At 46.9% G+C, this 21699-nt stretch carries 19 protein-coding genes; 11 read left to right on the forward strand and 8 right to left on the reverse strand.

All coding sequences use genetic code 11. From position 1 onward, the window contains the following. The first annotated feature begins 16 nt into the window (after positions 1–16). Entirely contained in the window at positions 17–1336 is a 1320-nt protein-coding gene (locus FDF36_RS19800) for a YihY/virulence factor BrkB family protein (protein ID WP_005779824.1), read from the forward strand. Positions 1337–1524: 188 nt separating this feature from the next. On the opposite strand, the gene FDF36_RS19805 is transcribed toward FDF36_RS19800, so the two are convergent. From FDF36_RS19805 to pstC, 6 genes are all read right to left on the reverse strand, one after another. Further along, a complete protein-coding gene (locus FDF36_RS19805; RefSeq protein ID WP_220392507.1) occupies positions 1525–2067 on the reverse strand; it encodes a nitroreductase family protein in 543 nt (180 codons plus the stop codon). Between the two features lie 11 nt (positions 2068–2078). Then, positions 2079–2681, reverse strand: a complete 603-nt coding sequence (locus tag FDF36_RS19810) for a riboflavin synthase (protein ID WP_005806793.1) — start codon at positions 2679–2681, stop codon at positions 2079–2081. A 380-nt stretch (positions 2682–3061) separates the two neighbouring features. Next, positions 3062–3751: a phosphate signaling complex protein PhoU gene (gene phoU / locus FDF36_RS19815; RefSeq protein WP_220392508.1), complete on the reverse strand. Its 690-nt coding sequence runs from the start codon at positions 3749–3751 to the stop codon at positions 3062–3064. Between the two features lie 80 nt (positions 3752–3831). Then, on the reverse strand, positions 3832–4593 hold the full coding sequence (gene pstB / locus FDF36_RS19820) for a phosphate ABC transporter ATP-binding protein PstB (protein ID WP_195317499.1): 762 nt from the start codon (positions 4591–4593) through the stop codon (positions 3832–3834). Between the two features lie 22 nt (positions 4594–4615). After that, positions 4616–5491, reverse strand: a complete 876-nt coding sequence (gene pstA / locus FDF36_RS19825) for a phosphate ABC transporter permease PstA (RefSeq protein WP_005820686.1) — start codon at positions 5489–5491, stop codon at positions 4616–4618. Between the two features lies 1 nt (position 5492). Further along, on the reverse strand, positions 5493–6689 hold the full coding sequence (gene pstC, locus FDF36_RS19830) for a phosphate ABC transporter permease subunit PstC (RefSeq protein ID WP_195317500.1): 1197 nt from the start codon (positions 6687–6689) through the stop codon (positions 5493–5495). Between the two features lie 321 nt (positions 6690–7010). On the opposite strand from pstC, the gene FDF36_RS19835 reads away from it, so the two are divergent. The 5 genes from FDF36_RS19835 to FDF36_RS19855 all read left to right on the forward strand — a co-directional run bounded on the left by FDF36_RS19835 (position 7011) and on the right by FDF36_RS19855 (position 13235). Continuing rightward, positions 7011–7823: a PstS family phosphate ABC transporter substrate-binding protein gene (locus FDF36_RS19835; protein WP_220392509.1), complete on the forward strand. Its 813-nt coding sequence runs from the start codon at positions 7011–7013 to the stop codon at positions 7821–7823. Between the two features lie 70 nt (positions 7824–7893). Next, positions 7894–9633, forward strand: coding sequence for a glutamine--tRNA ligase/YqeY domain fusion protein (locus FDF36_RS19840; RefSeq protein ID WP_220392510.1), 1740 nt, complete (start codon positions 7894–7896; stop codon positions 9631–9633). Positions 9634–9822: 189 nt separating this feature from the next. After that, positions 9823–11259, forward strand: coding sequence for a tetratricopeptide repeat protein (locus FDF36_RS19845; protein WP_220392511.1), 1437 nt, complete (start codon positions 9823–9825; stop codon positions 11257–11259). Between the two features lie 326 nt (positions 11260–11585). Then, on the forward strand, positions 11586–12227 hold the full coding sequence (locus FDF36_RS19850; protein ID WP_005806806.1) for a DedA family protein: 642 nt from the start codon (positions 11586–11588) through the stop codon (positions 12225–12227). 381 nt (positions 12228–12608) lie between these two features. After that, the gene (locus FDF36_RS19855) at positions 12609–13235 is read left to right on the forward strand and encodes a DUF4840 domain-containing protein (RefSeq protein WP_220392512.1); all 627 of its coding nucleotides are present in this window, start codon (positions 12609–12611) and stop codon (positions 13233–13235) included. An 84-nt stretch (positions 13236–13319) separates the two neighbouring features. On the opposite strand, the gene tpx is transcribed toward FDF36_RS19855, so the two are convergent. After that, complete coding sequence (gene tpx / locus FDF36_RS19860; RefSeq protein ID WP_005779853.1) at positions 13320–13820, reverse strand: thiol peroxidase; 501 nt, start codon at positions 13818–13820, stop codon at positions 13320–13322. 92 nt (positions 13821–13912) lie between these two features. Between tpx and FDF36_RS19865 the strand changes: the two genes are divergently transcribed. Next, positions 13913–14494 carry an HdeD family acid-resistance protein gene (locus FDF36_RS19865; protein WP_220392513.1) on the forward strand — a complete coding sequence of 194 codons (582 nt, stop codon included), beginning with the start codon at positions 13913–13915 and terminating at the stop codon, positions 14492–14494. A gap of 167 nt (positions 14495–14661) precedes the next feature. Here the strand turns inward: FDF36_RS19865 and mpi are convergent, their stop codons facing one another. After that, complete coding sequence (mpi, locus tag FDF36_RS19870) at positions 14662–15255, reverse strand: serine-type multi-promoter DNA invertase Mpi (RefSeq protein WP_220392514.1); 594 nt, start codon at positions 15253–15255, stop codon at positions 14662–14664. A gap of 235 nt (positions 15256–15490) precedes the next feature. On the opposite strand from mpi, the gene FDF36_RS19875 reads away from it, so the two are divergent. The 4 genes from FDF36_RS19875 to FDF36_RS19890 all read left to right on the forward strand — a co-directional run bounded on the left by FDF36_RS19875 (position 15491) and on the right by FDF36_RS19890 (position 21624). Next, positions 15491–16411 (forward strand): Tsr19 family tyrosine-type DNA invertase, encoded by a 921-nt coding sequence (locus FDF36_RS19875; protein ID WP_220392515.1) that lies wholly within the window; start codon positions 15491–15493, stop codon positions 16409–16411. Between the two features lie 457 nt (positions 16412–16868). Further along, the gene (locus FDF36_RS19880) at positions 16869–18272 is read left to right on the forward strand and encodes an undecaprenyl-phosphate glucose phosphotransferase (RefSeq protein ID WP_220392516.1); all 1404 of its coding nucleotides are present in this window, start codon (positions 16869–16871) and stop codon (positions 18270–18272) included. Positions 18273–18416: 144 nt separating this feature from the next. After that, positions 18417–19205: a polysaccharide biosynthesis/export family protein gene (locus FDF36_RS19885; protein ID WP_220392517.1), complete on the forward strand. Its 789-nt coding sequence runs from the start codon at positions 18417–18419 to the stop codon at positions 19203–19205. 13 nt (positions 19206–19218) lie between these two features. Then, positions 19219–21624 (forward strand): GumC family protein, encoded by a 2406-nt coding sequence (locus FDF36_RS19890; protein WP_220392518.1) that lies wholly within the window; start codon positions 19219–19221, stop codon positions 21622–21624. The last annotated feature ends 75 nt before the right edge of the window (positions 21625–21699 follow it).

Genomic DNA, 21699 nt, shown 5'->3' on the forward strand with positions numbered 1-21699 from the left:
TTCAAATAACAGACCTATGAATCAGCGTCTCTCCGATATATGGAAATTCATTACCTATGATATCTGGCGGATTACGGAAAGCGAAGTCACCCGCACCAAGTTCTCGATATACAATATCATCAAAACGATCTATCTCTGCGTCAACCGCTTCAACAAAGACCGCATCGTAAACAAAGCCTCAGCACTGACCTACAGCACACTGCTCGCCATTGTGCCCATCCTAGCCATCGTCTTTGCCATTGCACGCGGATTCGGTGTTTCCACTTTGATGGAAAGCCAGTTTCGTGATGGTTTCGGAGGTTCCACCGAAGCGACGGATGTTATCCTGCAATTCGTAGACTCGTATCTGTCACAAACCAAAAACGGTATTTTTATCGGAGTCGGCCTGGTCATGTTGTTGTGGACCGTGCTCAACCTGGTCAGTAACATTGAAATCACCTTCAACCGCATCTGGCAAGTGAAAAAAGGACGCAGCATGTACCGCAAAATCACCGATTATTTTTCAATGTTCCTGCTGATGCCGATCCTGATCGTGGTATCGGGAGGTCTTTCCATCTTTGTGGGCACTATGCTGAAGAGTATGGCGGATTTTGTTTTGCTTGCTCCTATCCTGAAATTCCTGATCCGCCTGATTCCGTTCGTGCTGACCTGGCTGATGTTTACGGGACTCTACATCTTCATGCCCAATACGAAGGTAAAATTCAAGCATGCACTGATTTCCGGTATCCTTGCCGGTTCCGCTTACCAGGCATTTCAGTTCCTGTACATCAGCAGCCAGTTGTGGGTGTCCAAGTACAATGCCATTTACGGTAGTTTCGCCGCCCTGCCGATGTTCCTGTTATGGCTGCAAATATCATGGACCATCTGCCTGTTCGGTGCCGAACTGACATACGCCGGACAGAATATCCGTAACTTCAGTTTCGACAGAGACACGCAGAATATCAGTCGCCGTTACCGGGACTTCATCTCTATCCTGATAATGTCTCTTATAGCCAAACGTTTTGAAAACAATGAAACGCCTTACACCGCCGAAGAGATATCCGAAGAGCATCGCATCCCTATCCGGCTGACCAACCAGATACTCTATCAACTGCAAGAGATTCATCTGATCCACGAAGTTGTGACCGATCAGAAAAGTGAAGACATCGCATATCAGCCTTCCATCGACATCAATCAACTGAACGTTGCTTTACTGCTCGACCGGCTGGATACTTACGGCTCAGAAGACTTCAAAGTAGATAAAGACGAGGAATTCAGCGAACAGTGGAAAGTATTACTCGACTCAAGGGAGGAATATTATAAAAAGGCAAGCAAAGTGCTGCTGAAAGACCTGTAGTTCACTACAGGAGACAGTATCAAAACTCTTTTCACCACAGAGTAACACGGAGTCTCACAGAGTTTTTTTAGACATAAGAACAAAAGAACAAAAGGACAGATGATTCTTTATGTGTTCGTTTGTTCTTTTGTCTGAAATGGGTTTTCTTTATGTCTCCTACCCGCAGAGCCCATTTTGTATCACTCAGATTATGAATAGCTGTTATAAGAAATAATTTTCCCGCTTTCTTTTCGGATCTTTTTCCGTTTCTCCTTCACCGGATAGCCAATCAGCACATCCAGCAACACACGTTTCGAAGACGGAATACCGGTCAGGCTCTTCACCTCTTTCTCGTCAAACCAACCGAGTATGCACGATCCCAACCCTTCGCTTTCGGCAGCCAGCACAATGTGCGCAACCGCAATGCCTATATCGATCTGCGGAAAATGCTTCCCTTTCAGTTTGCCGCCCAGCCTGGACGTTATGTTAGCCGACTCTTCTACAATCAGTATGTGCACGGGAGCATCTTTAGCAAATTTATTCATTCCCAACCCCGCAGCAGCTTTGCCAACCTTCTCCGCCAATAACGGATCGGTTACTACCACAAACTTCCAGGGCTGCGCATTGCATGCGGAAGGTGCCAAACGTCCTGCCTCAAGGATACGTTCCAGTTTATCCGGTTCCACAGGACGTGATTTATCATAGGCCCTGTCACTTTGCCGGGCATTTACCAATTGCAGAAAGTCGTTCATACCTGGTCCTGCTATTTATATTGAATCATCCGGCTGATGTACTTGCCGATGATGTCAAATTCAAGGTTCACAATACTGCCTACCTCAAAAGTATGGAAATTGGTATGCTCGTAAGTATATGGAATAATCGCTACCTGGAAAGTATCGTCCGTCGGATTGCATACCGTCAGACTGACACCGTTCACCGTTACCGATCCCTTATCTACGGTGATATAGCCACGTTTAGCCATTTCCTTGTCGAAAGCATATTTAAACGTGAAATACCAACTTCCGTCCGCATCTTTTATACCGATACATTCGGCAGTCTGATCCACATGTCCCTGCACAATGTGTCCGTCCAGACGTCCGTTCATCATCATACTGCGTTCCACGTTCACCTTGTCCCCCACCTTCAGCAACCGGAGGTTCGAGCGGTCCAGTGTCTCTTTCATGGCAGTCACTGTATAGGTATCTTCCGCCATGCTGACCACAGTCAGACAGACTCCATTGTGCGAGATACTCTGATCTATCTTCAACTCGTTTACAAACGAACACTTCAGTGTGAAATGTATATTCTCCTGGTCTTTCACCAGTGCTACAACGGTAGCGTACTCTTCTACGATTCCGGAAAACATAGTTCTATTTTTAATATTAGGATTTACCATTCAAAAGATGCATACGCGCATCAACAGGGGTCAAAGATACAAAGAAAATGGGAGAGAGTGAATGAATAAACATAAAAAAGCGGGGCTTTTCACAAAGCTCCGCTTTTCAGTTTTCAATAGGTATTAGTTTTTTTTTAAGGTAAAAAGATTGTTTTCAGGATAACGGTGCAAATATAGGTGCTTTTCTCGTTATGAACCAAATATAAAAACATGTCATATAACATCTTTTTGATTTTTCTTTGGATTTATTATCATTTCAAAAAAAACTCCTGTAACCGAACCGTTACAGGAGACAAATATATGACATTTTTTTAAGTAGCACTAATTTTTGTTTAAAAATTTGCGATTTATTATTTAGAGGGATAATGCTCTTCAACCTTGCCACTATGCTTCAAGACCTTAGCATCGATGAAAAAGACTATTTCTTCTGCAATATTCGTTATATGGTCGCCAGAACGTTCCAATTTACGGAATACTCCCACCAGATTGAGGCAAGACATAGTGCTTTCGGGATGCTCTTTGATATACTCTGCCAAAACAGCCGTAGCCTCCGCATTGATCTCGTCCAATAAATTATCTTTAGCGAATACCGAGGTTGCCAGTTCGAGACTTTCTTCGTTCAGCGCACGTTTGGCCACCTCGAGCATAGAAAGTACCTGTTTCTGCATCTCTTCCAGACGGAGTCGTTTCAATAATTCCTCATCCAGAATCGGCTCTTCACTCTTCACGACAAAGCGTGCGATTCCCTCGGCAAAGTCGCCTAAACGCTCCAGATTCGTATTGATTTTCAACATGGCCAACACAAAGCGAAGATCGATGGCTACCGGATTATACAAGGCAATCACATCCTCCACGTCACTGTCTATCTTCAACTCGAAAGCATTCACTCTGCGCTCACGGACAATCACCTGCTGGGCCAGTTCCTTATCCAGTGTCAGTACAGCCTCTCCTGCTCTATCCAGCTGATTGTAAACCAATGTCCACATCTCGTCTATTTCCTTTTTCAGCAGAACAAGTTCTGATTCTATAAACTTCACCATACTCTATGTATTAAATTAATTATTAAGCAAATATACAATATAAAACCATGTTTCGACGATCTGCGTCGAAAAATCAAAGGTTACCCGAATCGTCCGGTAATATAATTCTGGGTGGCTTCTTTCTCCGGATTCGTAAAGATCTTCTTTGTATCGCCAAACTCCACCATCTGTCCCATATAGAAAAATGCCGTCTTATCACTGACACGGGCCGCCTGCTGCATGTTGTGCGTCACAATCACAATGGTATACCGTTCTTTCAGTTCATGAATCAATTCTTCCACCTTTGCCGTCGAAATAGGGTCAAGTGCCGAAGCCGGCTCGTCCATCAGCAGCACCGAAGGAGATACAGCCATCGCACGGGCGATACAAAGGCGTTGCTGTTGTCCGCCGGATAGAGCAAAAGCCGATTCCTTCAGTTTGTCCTTCACTTCATCCCAAAGGGCGGCACCCTTCAGGGTCTCCTCCACCCGCTGCCGGATAAAAGCATTATCTTTCACTCCGTTCACCCTCAATCCGTAAGCAACATTCTCAAAAATGCTTTTCGGAAAAGGATTGGGACGCTGGAACACCATGCCTACGTTTTTACGAAGTTCGTCTACCTGCACTCCTTTGTCATAGATATTTTCACCATCTATACGGATTTCCCCCGTCAAGCGAATGGCAGGGATCAAATCGTTCATACGATTGAAAAGACGCAGAAAAGTAGATTTTCCACATCCGGAAGGACCTATAAACGCGACTACAGATTTTTCTTCAATCTGCATACTGATTCCCTTCAGTGCATGGAAGTCACCATACCAGAAATTCACGTCACGCGCATCAATTTTCACTGTTGTATCCATATTTTTTTGTTGTACTCCGTCACTAATTCATTTTTACTTTTTTCTCAAAATACTTCCGTAAAGCATTGGCCAGCAGGTTCACCAGGAGTATGATCGCAATCAATACCAAAGCCGTCCCGTAAGCCAAAGGCAACTGTGCCTCCATATCCGTGCCACTGGTCGATATCACATACAAATGATAAGGCAGCGCCATACACTGGTCTAAAATGCTTGTCGGCAACTGCGGAAGAAAATATGCCGCACACGTGAACAGGATCGGAGCCGTTTCTCCCGACACACGTCCCAAGGCAAGGATCAGTCCGGTTATGATATTCGGCATCCCCATAGGCAGAATCACGTGCCAGATGGTCTGCAACTTGGTAGCTCCCAGTGCACGGCTTCCCTCACGCATGCTGTCCGGTATCGCCTTCAGCGCCTCTTCCGTGGTACGGATCACCAAAGGTACACAAAGCAATCCTAATGTCAATGAACCGGCCAGAATGCTATCTCCGAAGTCCATATAATTAACGAACAAAGCCATACCAAAGAGACCGAAAACAATCGACGGAATGCCGCTCAGGTTATTGGTCATCACACGGATAAACCTCACCAGTTTTCCTTTCGGCGCATACTCGTTCATGTAAATTCCACTCATCACTCCCACCGGAAATGCAAAGAGCGCACTGCCTGTCATCAGATAGAATGTGCCCACGATAGCCGGCCAGATACCTCCTCCCGTCATCCCGTCGGTAGGTGCCGATGTGAGAAAATCCCAACTGATGACACCGATACCCTTGTAAATGATGAACCCTAAAATCGCAAACAGAATCAGCACAATGCATAAACTCAGCAACCGGAATATGCCGAAAGCGATGCCCTGCGAACGCCTTTTAGCTCTTGTATTATTCAGTATTTCCATATTACTTACTACGTTTTACGCCCTTAGATGAAATATACTCCACGCTAAAGTTGATGATTAATGTAATGAAGAACAGCACGACTCCTAAAAGGAAAAGAGCCTGATAGTGTGGTCCCCCTGCCGGTGCCTCTCCAAGTTCGGCCGCAATGGTGGCAGGGATCGTACGCAAAGGTTCGAGAATCGTAGTCGGAATCACGGCCGCATTTCCGGTTACCATCAGAACAGCCATCGTCTCGCCGATGGCACGTCCGATGCCGAGCACCACCCCCGAAGTAATGCCTGAAATAGAATAAGGGATCACCACTTTATAAATGGTCTGCCACTGTGAAGCCCCGAGTGCCAGACTCGCTTCACGCATCGCACGGGGACAATTACGCATCGCGTCTTCAGTCACCGTTATAATCGTGGGCAATGCCATGATGGCAAGCACTATACTTCCGGCGAGTCCACTCTCACCTACCGGCAAATCGAATACCTTCTGAATCAGAGGCACAATCACGATCAACCCGAAAAAACCATATACAACCGAAGGAATGCCACTCAACAACTCGATCACCGGCTTCAGCCAACCGCGCACTTTCGGGTTGGCGACCTCGGACATATAGATCGACACCGACAGCCCGAACGGCAAAGCAATCAATATGGCAAACAGGCTCACCCAAAGCGTACCGGTAATCAGCGGCAGAAAGCCGAACAGGGGTGCCGGTGTTGCCGTGGGAAACCATTCCGCTCCGGCAAACACATCTTTCACGGAAATGGTATTATCCTTTATAAAATGCACCGCATCCGGCTGAGTTACAAACTTCTGAGGAATAAAAGCTACGATCCCGGGCGTCTTCTGAATCAACTCCATAATCTTTGCCCCGGCATTTTCGTATGCCTCTCCCAGTTCTTCTTCCGAGTAGTAATGCGTGATGTCTTCCAGGCGGAACACCCGGATCGGCAGATCTTCACCACCCAGTTCTTTCCAGTTGGTGATCTCTTCGTCAAAAACATCTTTAATCTGCATCGGTGTCAGTTCACTGACCTTGTTATCTTTGTTCAGTGCCAGCACATACCCTTCTTCGATAACCTTACTGCTGAACAGCCCGAATGCCTCTGTAAAAAGGAAAAGCACAATCAGCACAATCGTAATACTCGTTACAAATCCGCTACAGGTCAAAATTCCTTCTATAATCCTTTCAAAAACCTTTTTCATACCATCTGATTTTCATGATGCAAAGAAACAGAGTAAGTATTAAGGATGTGTGAATACCGTTTGAAGGAAGTGTTTCAAAGGTGTTACATTTGTGTTACAAGGCGGAATATCGAACGTTTTGAAACAAGAATGTAATACACTATTGCTTTATTTGCACATAAATATAGAATCCACCACAGGATTCACCACAGAGTACACGGAGTACACGGAGAAATTCGTTTTCTCTAAAATACTGTAACAAGAGATTAAAGACCTGTGAGACTCTGTGTACTCTGTGTACTCTGTGTACTCTGTGGTGAGTCAAATTCAAAACTCAATTATATGAAAGTTAGAACTATCTTATTCGCCGCCCTCTCCCTCGCAGCACTGCATGCCAATGCCCAACGCATTAAAGGCAGTGACACCGTATTGCCCGTAGCCCAGCAAACAGCCGAACGCTTCATGAACCGGGAACCCGATGCCCGTGTCACCGTCACCGGAGGTGGTACAGGAGTGGGTATCTCCGCCCTGTTGGATAATACCACTGACATCGCCATGGCCTCACGCCCCATTAAGTTCAGCGAAAAGATGAAAGCCAAAGCTGCCAAACGGGACATAGACGAAGTGATCATTGCCTATGACGCGCTTGCCGTTGTTGTCCACCCGTCCAATCCGGTGAAGCAACTCACCCGCCGGCAACTCGAAGACATCTTCCGCGGCAAGATAACCAACTGGAAACAGGTGGGAGGCGATGACCGCAAGATCGTGGTTTACTCCCGAGAGACCTCTTCCGGTACCTACGAATTCTTTAAGGAGAGCGTCCTCAAGAACAAGAATTATATGAGTAGCAGCCTTTCCATGCCTGCCACCGGAGCCATTATCCAGTCGGTCAGCCAGACCAAAGGTGCCATTGGTTACGTAGGACTCGCCTATGTGTCTCCACGCATCAAAACCCTGTCCGTTTCGTATGACGGCGAGCACTATGCCGGTCCCACCGTAGAGAACGCCACCAACAAGACCTATCCCATTGTCCGCCCCCTCTATTATTATTACGATGTAAAGAACAAAGCACAAATCGCTCCCCTGCTCGAGTTTATTCTCTCTCCCGAGGGACAGGATATTATAAAAAAGAGTGGATATATACCCGTGAAATAAGGTTATACAAAAAAAATATCCTACTTTTGCAGCAACTTATTAGCTACGAGCTTTTATAATAATGACAGATATGACAGATATAAAAAACGAAGAGGCAGGCGAAAAGAAAAGCCTTAATTTCATTGAACAGGCAGTAGAAAATGATTTGAAAGCAGGAAAGAACGGAGGCAGAGTACAAACACGTTTCCCGCCGGAACCCAACGGTTACCTGCACATCGGGCACGCCAAAGCTATTTGTCTCGACTTCGGCATCGCTGCCGCACATGGCGGTGTGTGCAACCTTCGTTTCGACGACACTAACCCGACGAAAGAGGATATGGAATATGTAGAAGCCATACAGGAAGACATCCAATGGTTAGGATTCCAGTGGGGCAACGTATATTATGCCTCGGATTATTTCCAGCAGTTATGGGACTTTGCCGTCACTCTGATTAAAGAAGGCAAAGCTTACGTAGACGAACAGACCTCAGAACAGATAGCACAACAGAAAGGTACTCCCACCCAACCCGGTGTCGAGAGTCCGTACCGCAACCGTCCCATCGAGGAGAGCCTTGCCTTGTTCGAAAAGATGAATAGCGACGAAGCCAAGGAAGGTTCCATGGTGCTTCGTGCCAAGATCGACATGGCCAGCCCCAATATGCACTTCCGCGACCCGATCATGTACCGCATCCTGCATGTGGCACACCACCGCACCGGAACCCAATGGAAAGCCTATCCGATGTACGACTTCGCACACGGTCAGAGCGACTATTTCGAAGGAGTCACCCACTCACTCTGTACGCTCGAGTTCGTACCTCACCGCCCTCTTTACGATCTGTTCATCGACTGGTTGAAAGAAGGTAAGGATCTGGACGACAACCGCCCCCGCCAGACAGAGTTCAACAAACTGAATCTCAATTATACCCTGATGAGTAAGCGTAACCTGCTTATCCTCGTCAAAGAAGGCCTGGTCAACGACTGGGACGATCCCCGTATGCCGACCCTCTGCGGATTCCGCCGTCGCGGCTATTCTCCCGAATCCATCCGTAAGTTCATCGATAAAATAGGTTACACCACTTACGATGCACTCAACGACTTCGCCCTGCTCGAAAGCGCCGTACGCGAAGACCTGAATGCCCGTGCCACCCGTGTATCCGCCGTACTGAACCCCGTGAAACTGATCATCACCAACTATCCCGAAGGACAAGTTGAAGAACTGGAAGCCATCAACAACCCCGAAGATCCGACAGCCGGAAGCCATACCATCGAGTTCAGCCGCGAACTGTGGATGGAACGCGATGACTTCATGGAAGATGCCCCGAAAAAATATTTCCGCATGACTCCGGGACAGGAAGTGCGTCTGAAGAACGCCTACATCGTAAAATGTACAGGCTGCAAGAAAGACGAGAACGGCACCGTGACCGAGGTATACTGCGAATACGATCCCAACACCAGAAGCGGTATGCCGGATGCCAACCGCAAAGTGAAAGGTACCCTTCATTGGCTCAGCTGCAACCATTGCCTGCCGGCAGAGGTGCGTCTGTACGACCGTCTCTGGAAAGTGGAAAACCCGCGCGACGAAATGGCAGCCATCCGCGAAGCCAAAGGTTGCGATGCCCTCGAAGCCATGAAGGAAATGATCAATCCGGATTCACTGACCGTACTGCCCCATTGCTATATAGAGAAGTACGTGGCCGACATGCCCGCGCTCTCTTACCTGCAATTCCAGCGTATCGGTTATTTCAATATCGACAAAGATTCCGCCCCCGGACATCTGGTATTCAACCGCACCGTAGGGCTGAAAGATACCTGGGGAAAAATCAATAAATAACTTTTTGGAGCAAGGAGGGAGTGTATGCCGAAACTCACCACAGAGGACACAGAGTTTTAATTTAAAAACCGGTTCCGGGGAAAATAAATTTTTCCTCTGTGAACTCTGTGTCCTCCGTGGTAAAAAGAGTTATGACATACCTTCTCCCGCCGAATCAAATGATTATTAACTGTATAATTGCTAATTAAATTGGGCAGAAAAAACTCCCCGTCCGAAAGAGAGCGGGAATTACACAACCTTATCGCACAATACGAAGCGGTAAAAGCCAAAAACGAATCGATATACCTGGATGGTGACCAATTGGCCGATATTGCCGATCTATACGCCTCCGAGCGTAAGTTCAAGGAAGCTCAGGAGGTCATTACATACGGACTCGGACTCCATCCGGGACATACCGACCTCATGGTCGAACAAGCTTACCTGTTTCTGGATCTCAACCACCCCCGGAAAGCCCGGGAAGTGGCCGATCTTATCACCGACACCTACTCCGCCAACGTAAAATTGCTTTTAGCCGAACTGTTGCTGAACGAAGGCAAGCTGGACGCTGCCGACCAAATGCTCGACAGCATAGAAGAGGAAGAGAAAAACGAACTCGGCATCCTGGTCGATGTGGTCTACCTGTATACCGATTTAGGCTATCCGGAAAAAGGTATACAGTGGCTTATGCGGGGGATAGAACTATATAAGGACGACGAAGATTTTCTGGCAGCCACCGCCGATTGTTACGGAGCAGCCGGAGCGGCACATATAGAAAAAGCCACCTTCTTCTACAACAAGCTGATCGACAAGAACCCGTACAACCCGGCTTACTGGGTAGGCCTGGCCAAATGTCAGTTCGCCACCAAAGATTTCGATAAGGCCGTAGAATCCTGCGACTTCGCTATCGCAGCTGACGGAGAATTCGGTGAAGCCCATATCATCAAAGCACACAGTCTGTTTCACCTTGAAAATATCGAAGGAGCCATCGCAGAGTATCAGAAAGCACTGGAATATAAAACGCTCTCTCCCGAATTCACCTACATGTTTATCGGATTGGCTTATGCCCATCAGGAGAACTGGGCAGAAGCTTCCGAGAGCTATCGCCTGGCCCTTCAGGCAATCGAAGAGAGCGGTAACGGCTCTTCTCCGTTACTGTCCGATATTTATTCAAACAAAGCTACCTGCGCCTCCCATCTGGGCGACTCGGCAGAAGCCCACCGCCTTTGCCGGCTGGCCAAGGAACTGGCTCCACAGGATGCGGAGCCCTACTTGCTCGAAGGACGCATTTATATGGAAGAAAACAACTTCGATCAGGCCCGTGCAGAATGGGCGTTGGCCCTTCGTTATGCCCCCGAAGCCGATACGTGGATGGAAATCGGTAACTACAGCCTTGAGTTCCGTATGCTCGAAAATGCCCGTTTTTGCTTCGAGCAAGTATTGGAGGAAGATCCCGAATATCCCAAAGTCTGCGAGCAACTGGCTTCTGTATGTCTTGTACTCCAGGACCACGAAGGATTCAGGAAATACAACGAGATGTGTGGCAACTCCATCAATCTCGAGTCACTTCGGAACATGATCCTGGAAATGGGAGCGGATGGAGAGCAGATGCTCCGCGAACTGGATGATTTCTTAAAAGACGAAAAATAATCAAGTTCACCACAGAGGACGCAGAGGACACAGAGAAATCTTTTTCTTAATAAACTAAGAAACTGTTTGAATTTATCGTCTAATGATTTGAGATGAGTTTTCGCGGCTATTTCGGTTGTTTTATGAGGAAGATAGCGAGCTATCTGACGATTAAAAGAATCGAAATAGACCGAAAAATCGCTCAAAGCATAGACGAAAGTCAATCAAAAAAGATATTTGTAGAAATTCAAAACAGTTTCTAAGATAATAAAAACTCTGTGCCCTCTGTGTTACTCTGTGGTAAATCAAAAACCAAAACTATATTAAATTCAATCTAAATTAAACAAATGGAATCTGTAGCCTTCATTCAGTGGTGTTTAGACCACCTCAATTACTGGACCATTACACTCTTAATGGCCATTGAAAGTTCTTTTATTCCTTTTCCATCCGAAGTAGTAGTTCCTCCGGCAGCTTATAAAGCAGCAGTCAACGAAGAGTTGAATATCTACCTGGTAGTGCTCTTTGCCACTTTAGGAGCCAATATCGGCGCTATCATCAATTACTATCTGGCCCGCTGGCTGGGACGTCCCATCGTCTACAAATTCGCCAACAGCCGTTTCGGACACATGTGCCTGATCGATGAAGCCAAAGTGCAACATGCCGAAGAATATTTTGACAAGCACGGAGCGCTGTCCACTTTCATCGGCCGTCTGATCCCTGCAGTCCGCCAACTGATTTCCATCCCGGCCGGACTCGCCCGCATGAAGTTGCACACCTTCCTTATCTACACCACCTTAGGTGCAGGACTATGGAACACCATCCTTGCCGCCATCGGATATTATCTGTCTACCGTCCCCGGCATCGAAAGCGAAGAGCAACTGCTTGCCAAAGTAACAGAATACAGCCACGAACTGGGCTATTGCTTCATTGCCATCGGAGTCTTCATCGTCGGCTTCCTTATCTACAAAGGAATGAAGAAAAAGAAATAGTGCCTCCACAGCAAGAATCAGCATTCACCACAGAGTAACACAGAGCAACACAGAGTGAACTTAATCTATCGATAACGAATGGCAGTGAACTCTAAGAACTCTGTATTACTCTGTATTACTCTCTATCACTCTCTACTCTCTATCACCCGATATTACTCCGTGAGACTCCATGTTACTCTGTGGTAAAACTCCGCCTTCATCCCTCCCTCAAAAAAAAACTTTCTTTTTTTCCTCTTCCATGCAGTATCTTTATATTCCCTGCATTTACTTATTGTACGTACACCAAACCAGTTAATCAACAATTCATCAAAAAACAAATCCTAGGCCTTACAGTTGGTTGATGAACGACTGATTTATGTAACAAATTTAATGTTTAAGAAAATGAAAAAAGAATTTAATCTATCCAAGCTTTTTTATGCTTTTGCGATTGCTTTTTCAGTGGTAACCTTGTCTTCTTGTGACAACGATGACAACTCTCCGCTCCCTCCTCCGTCGACCAATGACGTGGCAGGCACCTATAACGGAAAAGTACTGATCACCCAAATTACTCCTCTTGCAGGCAGAGAGAATGCCGGCGAAGGTGAAACTCCCAAGGGACAGGATGTCAATGCGACAGTAAAGAATGATACCGTTTTCTTCGACAAATTGCCGGTTGACGACCTTATCATCTCTATTGTGGGTAAAGACAAAGCAGAAGCCATTATCAAAGCCATTGGTGACGTGAAGTACAAAGTAGGTTACAAACCGGCTCTCAATACAGAGAAAGACAGTATCTACCTTGCGTTTGACCCGAAACCGCTGACTATCCAGTTGCCCTCTGCCGTAGAAGGTGGAAAAGACCAAACCGTAACCGTAACCGTAACCATTTCTTCTCCGGAAAAAGGCAGCTTCGCTTACAAAAACAATCAGTTGAAGATGAAGCTCGTTGCCGACGAGATTAAACTGGCAGATGTGGTTATACCGACTTCTAAAGTACAGTTCGACTTCGATATGACTAAAAAGAAGTAACAATCCCACATGAAAAAGTCCGTGTTCCCACCTCCTTGGAGTGAACACGGACTTTGTTTTTTCCTAAATCTTCTCCTACACAGATTATTTCACGGCAGCCAGTGCCTTTTCATAATCAGGTTCCTGAGTAATCTCCGGAACAAGTTCCGTATAAGCCACTTTCCCGTCTTTTCCTATCACTACCACCGCACGTGCCAGCAATCCGGCAAGCGGTCCGTCGGCCATTCTCACTCCATAGCTTTCGTCAAAGTCCGAGAAACGGAAATCGGACAATGGAATCACGTTTTCAATGCCTTCCGTCGTGCAGAAGCGTCCCTGAGCGAACGGCAAGTCTTTCGAAATGGCCAATACCACCGTGTCCTTTAATCCCGCTGCCATCTTATTGAATTTACGCACCGAAGTAGCACAGACACCGGTATCCATACTCGGGAAAATATTCAGAACTATATTTTTACCTTTCAAATCTTTTAGTGAGAAAGAAGATAAATCACTTTTCACCAGCTCAAAATCGGGAGCCACCTTTCCAACCTGTATAAATTCGCCAATCAGCTTTACCGGTTGTCCTTTGAAATTTGTTGTTGCCATAATTGTTATCTCTAAGTTTTATTTACTATATTCTAAACAATCGGTACGCTTACTTTGTTCACGTGGGACAATAATCTAAAAATAGAATTGATATGAAAACTTTATTCGACGAGATGGAACACGCAGTAAAAAACTGGTGGTTATCTCTTATCTTAGGTATTCTGTACATCATCGTGGCTCTCTGCCTGCTGTTTGCACCGGGAAGCAGTTACATTGCCCTCAGCGTTATCTTCAGCATCTCCATGCTGATCAGTGGTATTATCGAAATCATCTTTTCCATCAGCAACCGGCGAAGCATCTCGTCCTGGGGATGGTATCTCGCAGGAGGTATTATCGACCTGATCTTAGGTATTTACCTGGTAGCTTATCCATTGCTCAGCATGGAAGTCATACCGTTCATTGTCGCTTTCTGGATGATGTTCCGCGGTTTCTCCGCCACAGGCTATTCCATGGACCTGAAACGTTATGGAACCCGTGAGTGGGGATGGTACATGGGCTTCGGCATCCTTGCCATCATTTGTTCGCTGATCATCCTCTGGCAACCGGCCGTAGGCGCACTCTACGTTGTATATATGCTGGCATTCACCTTCCTGATCATCGGTTTCTTCCGGGTCATGCTCTCCTTCGAACTGAAAAGCCTTCATAAACGATCATCGACGATGAACGGTAAATAATAAACAGTGAATGAACTCATATTCACCACAGTTTCACCACAGAGTACACAGAGTACAGAGAGAGAACTTCATCCATTCACAACGAATGACAATGCGTTCTCTTACTCTCTCTTCCCCCTATTAAAACCTCTGTGTACTCCGTGTACTCTGTGGTGAATCCCTGTTCACTAATACATCGTTTTCATGAACCGGAACAATGTTGTTCTGGACACCCCCATTTTTTCCGCCAGTTCCGAGTAAGTAGTTCCTTTGTCAAGTTCTCTGGTTAGTACCCGCTTGTTGGCACTCAGCAATTTAATTTTAGGCGTATCCCCCTTTCTTCTGCCTAAAGTCATTCCTTCCTGTTTTCTACGTGCAAGTGCTTCTTTGGTACGCATCGAAATCAGGTTCCTTTCGATTTCCGCCATCAGCCCGAATGCAAATCCCAGCACCTTACTGTTGATGTCGTCCTGAAACACATAGCCTTCTTTGGTGCTGTAAAGCACCACCTGCCTTTTGATACAGAAATTCAGGATAGTCATAATTTCGAGCAATGTACGGCTCAGCCTCGAAATCTCCGTTACAATCAGTGTATCCCCCGGGTGCATCCTTTTCAGTAATTCTGATAATTTCCTGTCTTTTGTGCTTACGCTTCCACTGATAGTCTCTGTGTACCACTTGTCGATCGACAATCCATTTTTCTCTGCAAATCGCAAAATCTCTTCTTTCTGATTAGCTAAAAACTGTTTTTCCGTACTTACTCTCAAATAAGCTATTACCATAATTTCATGTTTTTAATTGATTAATACACCACGAAAGAACGGCTATTCATCCAAATTCGGGACACTTTTTCACTCTCCTTTTTCATCGGACCATTTGGGTATTTATGACACTTTCATTCGTCTATACTTTATGGCTATTGATTTTTTACTAATTTCCTGCAAATTTTCTGCCTTACCGCTCAAAATCTTTTTTATTAGAATCATTGTTGTTGAACACACTAAAAAAAACAAGAAAATGGAAATTGAAAAGTTCATTAAATCTTTAGCCAAGAAGGCAAAGTTAAGTGGCCGTTACAGTACAGCCAACACTTACATTTACACCCTGCACAGTTATCAGAAGTTTGCAGGAAAAGATTCACTTACTTTTGAAGAGATCACTCCCGAGAGCATCAAGGAGTACGAGCAGTATTTGTTTCTGAGTGGGAAAAGACATAATACGATCTCACTCTATATGCGCATGTTACGCTCCATTTGCAATCAGGCCATCGAGCAAAACCTGGCTTCACTCAATACACGGGAGTTGTTCGAGAACGTTTTCATCGGCAACGAACCCACAGCCAAGCGGGCTATTTCGCCTTCCATCATCTCCCGCCTGCTGGAAGCCGATCTGGGGAAGAACAGTAAGCTCGATTTTGCCCGCGACCTCTTCTTGCTGAGTTTCTATCTGCGTGGAATTCCATTCGTCGACCTGGTACACCTGCGCAAAACAGACCTAAAAGAAAAAACACTGGTCTACTTCCGTCAGAAAACAGGACAGCAACTAACAGTCATCATAGAAAGCTGTGCTAAAGCCATCTTCCGGAAATATGCACCACTCTGTGCAGACTCCATCTATCTGCTACCGGTCATCAATGCATCCGGTGAAGAGGGGCATAAACAATACCGGAGCGCACTGAGAGTATATAACAAACGGCTCAACAGGATATCTGAAATACTTAAACTAAAAACCCCGCTCACTTCTTATGTAGCCCGCCATAGCTGGGCCACCACAGCTTTGCAGAAAGGGGTTCCGGTTTCAGTGATCAGTGCCGGCATGGGACATGCTTCGGAAAAGGTGACATATATTTATCTGGCTTCTTTTGATAATAAAACACTGAGTAATGCGAATAAAAAAGTAATTGCTGCCGTGAGACTAAAGAAGGAAGAAGAAGAGTGATAGAAATCGTTCTCTTACTTATTAGGTAATAGAACAGATTTGTTTGTTTTATCGCTGCAAAAGTAGAGATAAAAATTGAAATGTCATAAACAAAATGATAATTTCTTTTCTAATAAATTGGATAATTATCAATTGAAATATCAGTTTGAAATAATTTATTCATATAATAGAAAGATTAGTCATAATTCCTGTTTGATGTAATTACTCAAACAGGAGTTAACAATTTGCAATAATTTTACATTGTAGTTATATAAGTTTCCCTCCGTTTTATATTTAGTTAACCTCTCCAAGCCATATTTTATATCTTTTCGTCATTCTACATTCTATTACCTAATAAGTAAGGGATCGCTTTGTTCTATTACCTAATAAGTAAGAGAACAAATTGCAATGCACACAGCAAGATGATAGTTATCCAAGCATTAACAACAACTATCGCAAACATTTCTAAAAGTATAGTATGAAACAGGTATTGCGATTCAATAAAGTTATAAAAAGGATTGTATTCACCGGAGACTTAATTCTCTTGAATGGCACCTTTCTGTCCTTGTACGCTCTATTGGGAAGCAGATTTTTTGCAGATCCATTTACTCATTCACTTCCCCAAGTATTGGTATTACTCAATTTATGCTATCTGGTTATCAATATATCTTCCGGCATCATACTGCATCGCCGTGTAGTGCGTCCCGAACAAATCGTATGGCGTGCCTTACGCAACAGTGCGGGACATGCCTTGTTTTTTTCCTGTGCACTCACCTTTGGAAACTTCGGCACCCTTTCCGCCCGTTTTTTCTTACTGTTCTACATTGCGTTCACTCTCCTGCTGGTTTGTTACCGGTTATTGTTCCGCAGGCTCTTGAAATGCTACCGCAAGCATGAAGGAAACTCCCGCAGCATCATTCTCGTGGGCAGCAACAGTAACATCATCGAACTCTACCATCAAATGACGGACGACGTCACTTCCGGATTTCGTGTCATCGGCTACTTCGACGACCAGCCCGGCAACCGCTTTCCCAAAAAGGTGAGCTACCTGGGACACCCCGACAAGGTGGTAGACCGCCTGAAACAGGGAGGAATCGAACAGGTATATTGCTGCCTGCCCTCGGCTCGCAGCGAAGAGATTCTCCCCATCATCGATTATTGCGAAAATCACCTGATACGCTTTTTCAGCGTCCCCAACGTGCGCAGTTATCTCAAGCGCCGCATGTACTTCGAACTCCTGGGCAACGTACCCGTACTCTGTATCCGTCAGGAACCGCTCAGTTTCGCCGAGAATCGATTCAGGAAGCGTGTGTTCGACATCGCTTTCTCGCTCTTGTTTCTTTGCACACTCTTCCCCGTTATCTATATCATCGTCGGGCTGACCATCAAAATCACCTCACCGGGCCCCATCCTCTTCAAGCAGAGGCGAAGCGGAGAAGACGGACGGGAATTCTGGTGCTACAAGTTCCGCTCCATGAAAGTAAACACGCAGAGCGACACCCTGCAAGCCACTTTGCACGATCCGCGTAAAACCCGCTTCGGCAACTTTTTGCGTAAAAGCAGCATCGACGAACTTCCGCAATTCATCAACGTACTGTTGGGTGACATGTCGGTAGTAGGCCCCCGCCCACACATGCTGAAACATACGGAACAATACTCACAACTGATCAACCAATACATGGTCCGCCACTTCGTGAAACCGGGCGTCACCGGCTGGGCGCAAGTCACCGGTTTCCGCGGCGAAACTCACGAACTGTGGCAAATGGAAGGCCGTGTGCAACGGGACATCTGGTACATCGAGCACTGGACCTTCATGCTCGATCTATATATTATATATAAAACCGTAAGAAATGCGTTAGAAGGAGAAAAAGAAGCTTATTAAAACAAAGGGTTCACCACAGAGGACACAGAGTCCACAGAGGAAGAATTTAAGATCTTTCTATAAACCTGGAAAATAAAAACTCCGTGTCCTCTGTGTCCTCTGTGGTAAGCCACCCCATATAGTAATATTCTAAAATTAAGATAAATGACCAAAAGACTACTTTTTTTTACGTTAACCTGTATCCTGCTGGCTTCCTGCCAGTCCTACAAGAAAGTGCCTTATCTGCAAGACTCGGGAGAGGTGCAGCGTGCCGTTGCGGAAGCCGGGCTTTATGATGCCCGCATCATGCCGAAGGACCTGCTCACCATCGTCGTATCGTGCAGCGATCCCGAACTGGCGATACCGTTCAACCTCACCGTAGCAACCCCCGTCAGCGCCTCACAGAACAGCCTGACCAGCCAGCCGGCCCTTCAGCAATATCTGGTGGACAACCGGGGCAACATCGACTTCCCCGTGCTGGGCACTCTCCATATCGGCGGACTGACCAAAGGCGAAGCGGAAAGTCTGATCAAAGAAAAGCTGAAAGGATACATCAAAGAAAACACCATTGTCACCGTCCGTATGGCCAATTATAAAATCTCCGTCATCGGCGAAGTAAACAGTCCGGGCACGTTTACCATCAGCAACGAAAAGGTCAACCTCTTCGAAGCCCTTGCCATGGCAGGCGACATGACCGTGTACGGATTGCGCGACAACGTCCGCCTGATCCGCGAGGACGCCGACGGACACCAGCACATCATCACGCTGGACATGAACCGGGCAGACATCATCCAATCGCCCTACTACTACCTGCAACAGAACGACATCCTGTATGTCACCCCCAATAAGACCAAGGCAAAAACAGCCGACATCAGCACCAGCACCACCATCTGGTTCTCCGTGGTAGGCACGCTCGTGTCGCTTGCCAGTTTAATCATTACAATCGCCAAATAAAGAAACCCCGAAAATGAAAGAAGACTTATACGACGATCTATACGAAGAAAAAGAAGAGAAAACAGACTTCCGCGCCATGCTGTTCCGCTACATCATCCGGTGGCCCTGGTTCGTGGCTTCGATCATCCTCTGCCTGGCGGGAGCATGGTTATACCTCCGGCAGACCACTCCGGTCTACAACATCTCGGCTTCCGTAGTCATCAAGGACGATAAGAAAGGAGGCAACAGCGGAGGAAACCTCACCGCGCTCGAAGGCCTGGGTCTGGTCAGCTCGGTATCGAACATCGACAACGAGATTGAAATACTACGTTCCAAAACGCTGGTCAAGCATGTGGTCAGCGAACTGAACCTATACACCACCTATACAGCCAAAGGCAGTTTCAACGAAACGGAACTTTATAAAAATTCGCCGGTACTGGTGGGACTCACTCCGCAAGAAGCGGACAAGTTAGCAGCGCCGGCCGTGTTCGAACTCACCCTGTCGCCCGGCAACCGGCTCGACGTGAAAGCCACCATCGGAGAGAGCTCCTACAGTAAAAAGTTCTCCAAACTGCCGGGGCTGCTCGCCACTCCGGCCGGAACGTTCACTTTCACCCTTGCCCACGACTCCGTCACCGTCAAAGAACCGCAGACGCTCACCGCCGTTGTCAGCAATCCCCTGTGGACAGCCAAAGGCTATGCGGGAGCACTCAGTGTAGAACCGACGTCCAAAACCACCTCTATCGTCATCGTCTCTTTAAAGAACACCAACAAGCGCCGTGGCGAGGACTTCATCAACCGGCTGATCGAAGTCTACAACCGGAACACCAACAACGACAAGAACGAGGTGGCGGAGAAAACGGAAGAGTTCATCGCCGGACGTATCCGCATCATCAACGACGAGTTGTTCAGTACCGAAAAGGAATTGGAAAACTTCAAACGGGATGCCGGACTGACCGACCTGGCAAGCGATGCCCAACTGGCCGTCAGCGAAAACTCCGCCTACGAGAAACAACGGGTGGAGAACGGCACCCAGCTCAACCTGGTACGCTACTTAGGCGAATATATCTCCGCTCCGGACAAGCTCAACACCGTGTTGCCCGTCAACGTGGGGCTGACCGACCAGTCCCTGTCCACCCTTATCAGCCAGTACAACGAAATGGTGCTCCAGCGCAACCGCCTGCTGCTCAATTCTTCGGAAAGCAACCCGGTGATCGTTAATCTGGATACCAGCATCCGTGCCATGCGCGAAAACATCCTGACCACCATCCACAGCGTTCAGAAAGGTTTGCTGATCACCAAAGCCGACCTCGACCGGCAGGCCAACAAGTTCAACCGCCGCATCAGCAATGCGCCCGCGCAGGAACGCCAATTCGTCAGCATCTCCCGGCAGCAGGAAATCAAAGCCGGACTCTACCTGATGCTGCTCCAGAAACGGGAAGAAAACTCCATCGCGCTGGCCGCCACTGCCAACAATGCCAAGATCGTAGACGAAGCCATGGCCGACAACGGTCCCGTCTCCCCCAAGACAAGGACGGTCTACATGATCGCGCTCCTGATGGGGATAGGCATCCCCGTGGTTGTCATTTATGTCATGGGACTACTCCAATTCCGGATAGAAGGGCGTGCCGATGTAGAAAAGCTGACCTCCGCTCCCATCATCGGAGACATCCCCCTGGCTGAAGAAGGAGACGGGAAACACGGAAGCATCGCCGTCCGCGAAAACGAAAACGACCTGATGGCGGAAACCTTCCGGGGCATCCGCACCAACCTGCAATTCATGTTGGGCGAAGAAAATAAAGTCATCCTGGTCACCTCTACCATCAGTGGTGAAGGAAAAACATTCGTGGCCTCCAACCTCGCCATCAGCCTCTCGCTGCTGGGCAAAAGAGTAGTCATCGTAGGACTCGACATCCGCAAGCCGAGACTGAACAAGGTCTTCAATCTCTCGCACAAGGAGAAAGGAATCACTCAATACCTGGCCAATCCGCAGACCACCGACCTGATGTCTATGGTGCAACCATCAGAGGTATCACCCAACCTGAGTATCCTCCCCGGTGGAACAGTTCCGCCCAACCCCACCGAGCTGCTGGCACGTCAGGCGTTGGTGCAAGCCATCGACACCCTGAAAAAGTACTTTGATTACATCGTGCTCGACACCGCTCCCATCGGAATGGTGACCGACACCCAAATCATCGCACGGGTAGCCGATCTCTCCGTTTATGTATGCCGTGCCGATTATACGCATAAAGCCGACTATACCTTGCTCGAAGATCTTCGCCTGGGCAACAAGCTCCCCAACCTGTGTACCGTAATCAACGGACTCGACATGAAAAAGCGGAAATACGGCTATTATTATGGATACGGCAAGTACGGCCGCTATTACGGATATGGAAAGAAGTACGGCTATGGCTACGGCTACGGACAAAAACAGAATTAAAAAACATCTCTATGATTTTATAAAATATATTTAATTAATTATTTGTTACACTTATGCCATGAAAACCAAACCGCC

Origin of the sequence: Bacteroides fragilis, from assembly GCF_019583405.1 — a bacterium.
GTDB lineage: Bacteria > Bacteroidota > Bacteroidia > Bacteroidales > Bacteroidaceae > Bacteroides > Bacteroides fragilis_B.

Coding starts and splice junctions, on each gene's coding strand:
- FDF36_RS19800 (WP_005779824.1), top strand. CDS start 17: ATGAATCAGCGTCTCTCCGATATATGGAAATTCATTACCTATGATATC.
- FDF36_RS19805 (WP_220392507.1), bottom strand. CDS start 2,067: ATGAACGACTTTCTGCAATTGGTAAATGCCCGGCAAAGTGACAGGGCC.
- FDF36_RS19810 (WP_005806793.1), bottom strand. CDS start 2,681: ATGTTTTCCGGAATCGTAGAAGAGTACGCTACCGTTGTAGCACTGGTG.
- phoU (WP_220392508.1), bottom strand. CDS start 3,751: ATGGTGAAGTTTATAGAATCAGAACTTGTTCTGCTGAAAAAGGAAATA.
- pstB (WP_195317499.1), bottom strand. CDS start 4,593: ATGGATACAACAGTGAAAATTGATGCGCGTGACGTGAATTTCTGGTAT.
- pstA (WP_005820686.1), bottom strand. CDS start 5,491: ATGGAAATACTGAATAATACAAGAGCTAAAAGGCGTTCGCAGGGCATC.
- pstC (WP_195317500.1), bottom strand. CDS start 6,689: ATGAAAAAGGTTTTTGAAAGGATTATAGAAGGAATTTTGACCTGTAGC.
- FDF36_RS19835 (WP_220392509.1), top strand. CDS start 7,011: ATGAAAGTTAGAACTATCTTATTCGCCGCCCTCTCCCTCGCAGCACTG.
- FDF36_RS19840 (WP_220392510.1), top strand. CDS start 7,894: ATGACAGATATAAAAAACGAAGAGGCAGGCGAAAAGAAAAGCCTTAAT.
- FDF36_RS19850 (WP_005806806.1), top strand. CDS start 11,586: ATGGAATCTGTAGCCTTCATTCAGTGGTGTTTAGACCACCTCAATTAC.
- FDF36_RS19855 (WP_220392512.1), top strand. CDS start 12,609: ATGAAAAAAGAATTTAATCTATCCAAGCTTTTTTATGCTTTTGCGATT.
- tpx (WP_005779853.1), bottom strand. CDS start 13,820: ATGGCAACAACAAATTTCAAAGGACAACCGGTAAAGCTGATTGGCGAA.
- FDF36_RS19865 (WP_220392513.1), top strand. CDS start 13,913: ATGAAAACTTTATTCGACGAGATGGAACACGCAGTAAAAAACTGGTGG.
- mpi (WP_220392514.1), bottom strand. CDS start 15,255: ATGGTAATAGCTTATTTGAGAGTAAGTACGGAAAAACAGTTTTTAGCT.
- FDF36_RS19875 (WP_220392515.1), top strand. CDS start 15,491: ATGGAAATTGAAAAGTTCATTAAATCTTTAGCCAAGAAGGCAAAGTTA.
- FDF36_RS19880 (WP_220392516.1), top strand. CDS start 16,869: ATGAAACAGGTATTGCGATTCAATAAAGTTATAAAAAGGATTGTATTC.
- FDF36_RS19885 (WP_220392517.1), top strand. CDS start 18,417: ATGACCAAAAGACTACTTTTTTTTACGTTAACCTGTATCCTGCTGGCT.
- FDF36_RS19890 (WP_220392518.1), top strand. CDS start 19,219: ATGAAAGAAGACTTATACGACGATCTATACGAAGAAAAAGAAGAGAAA.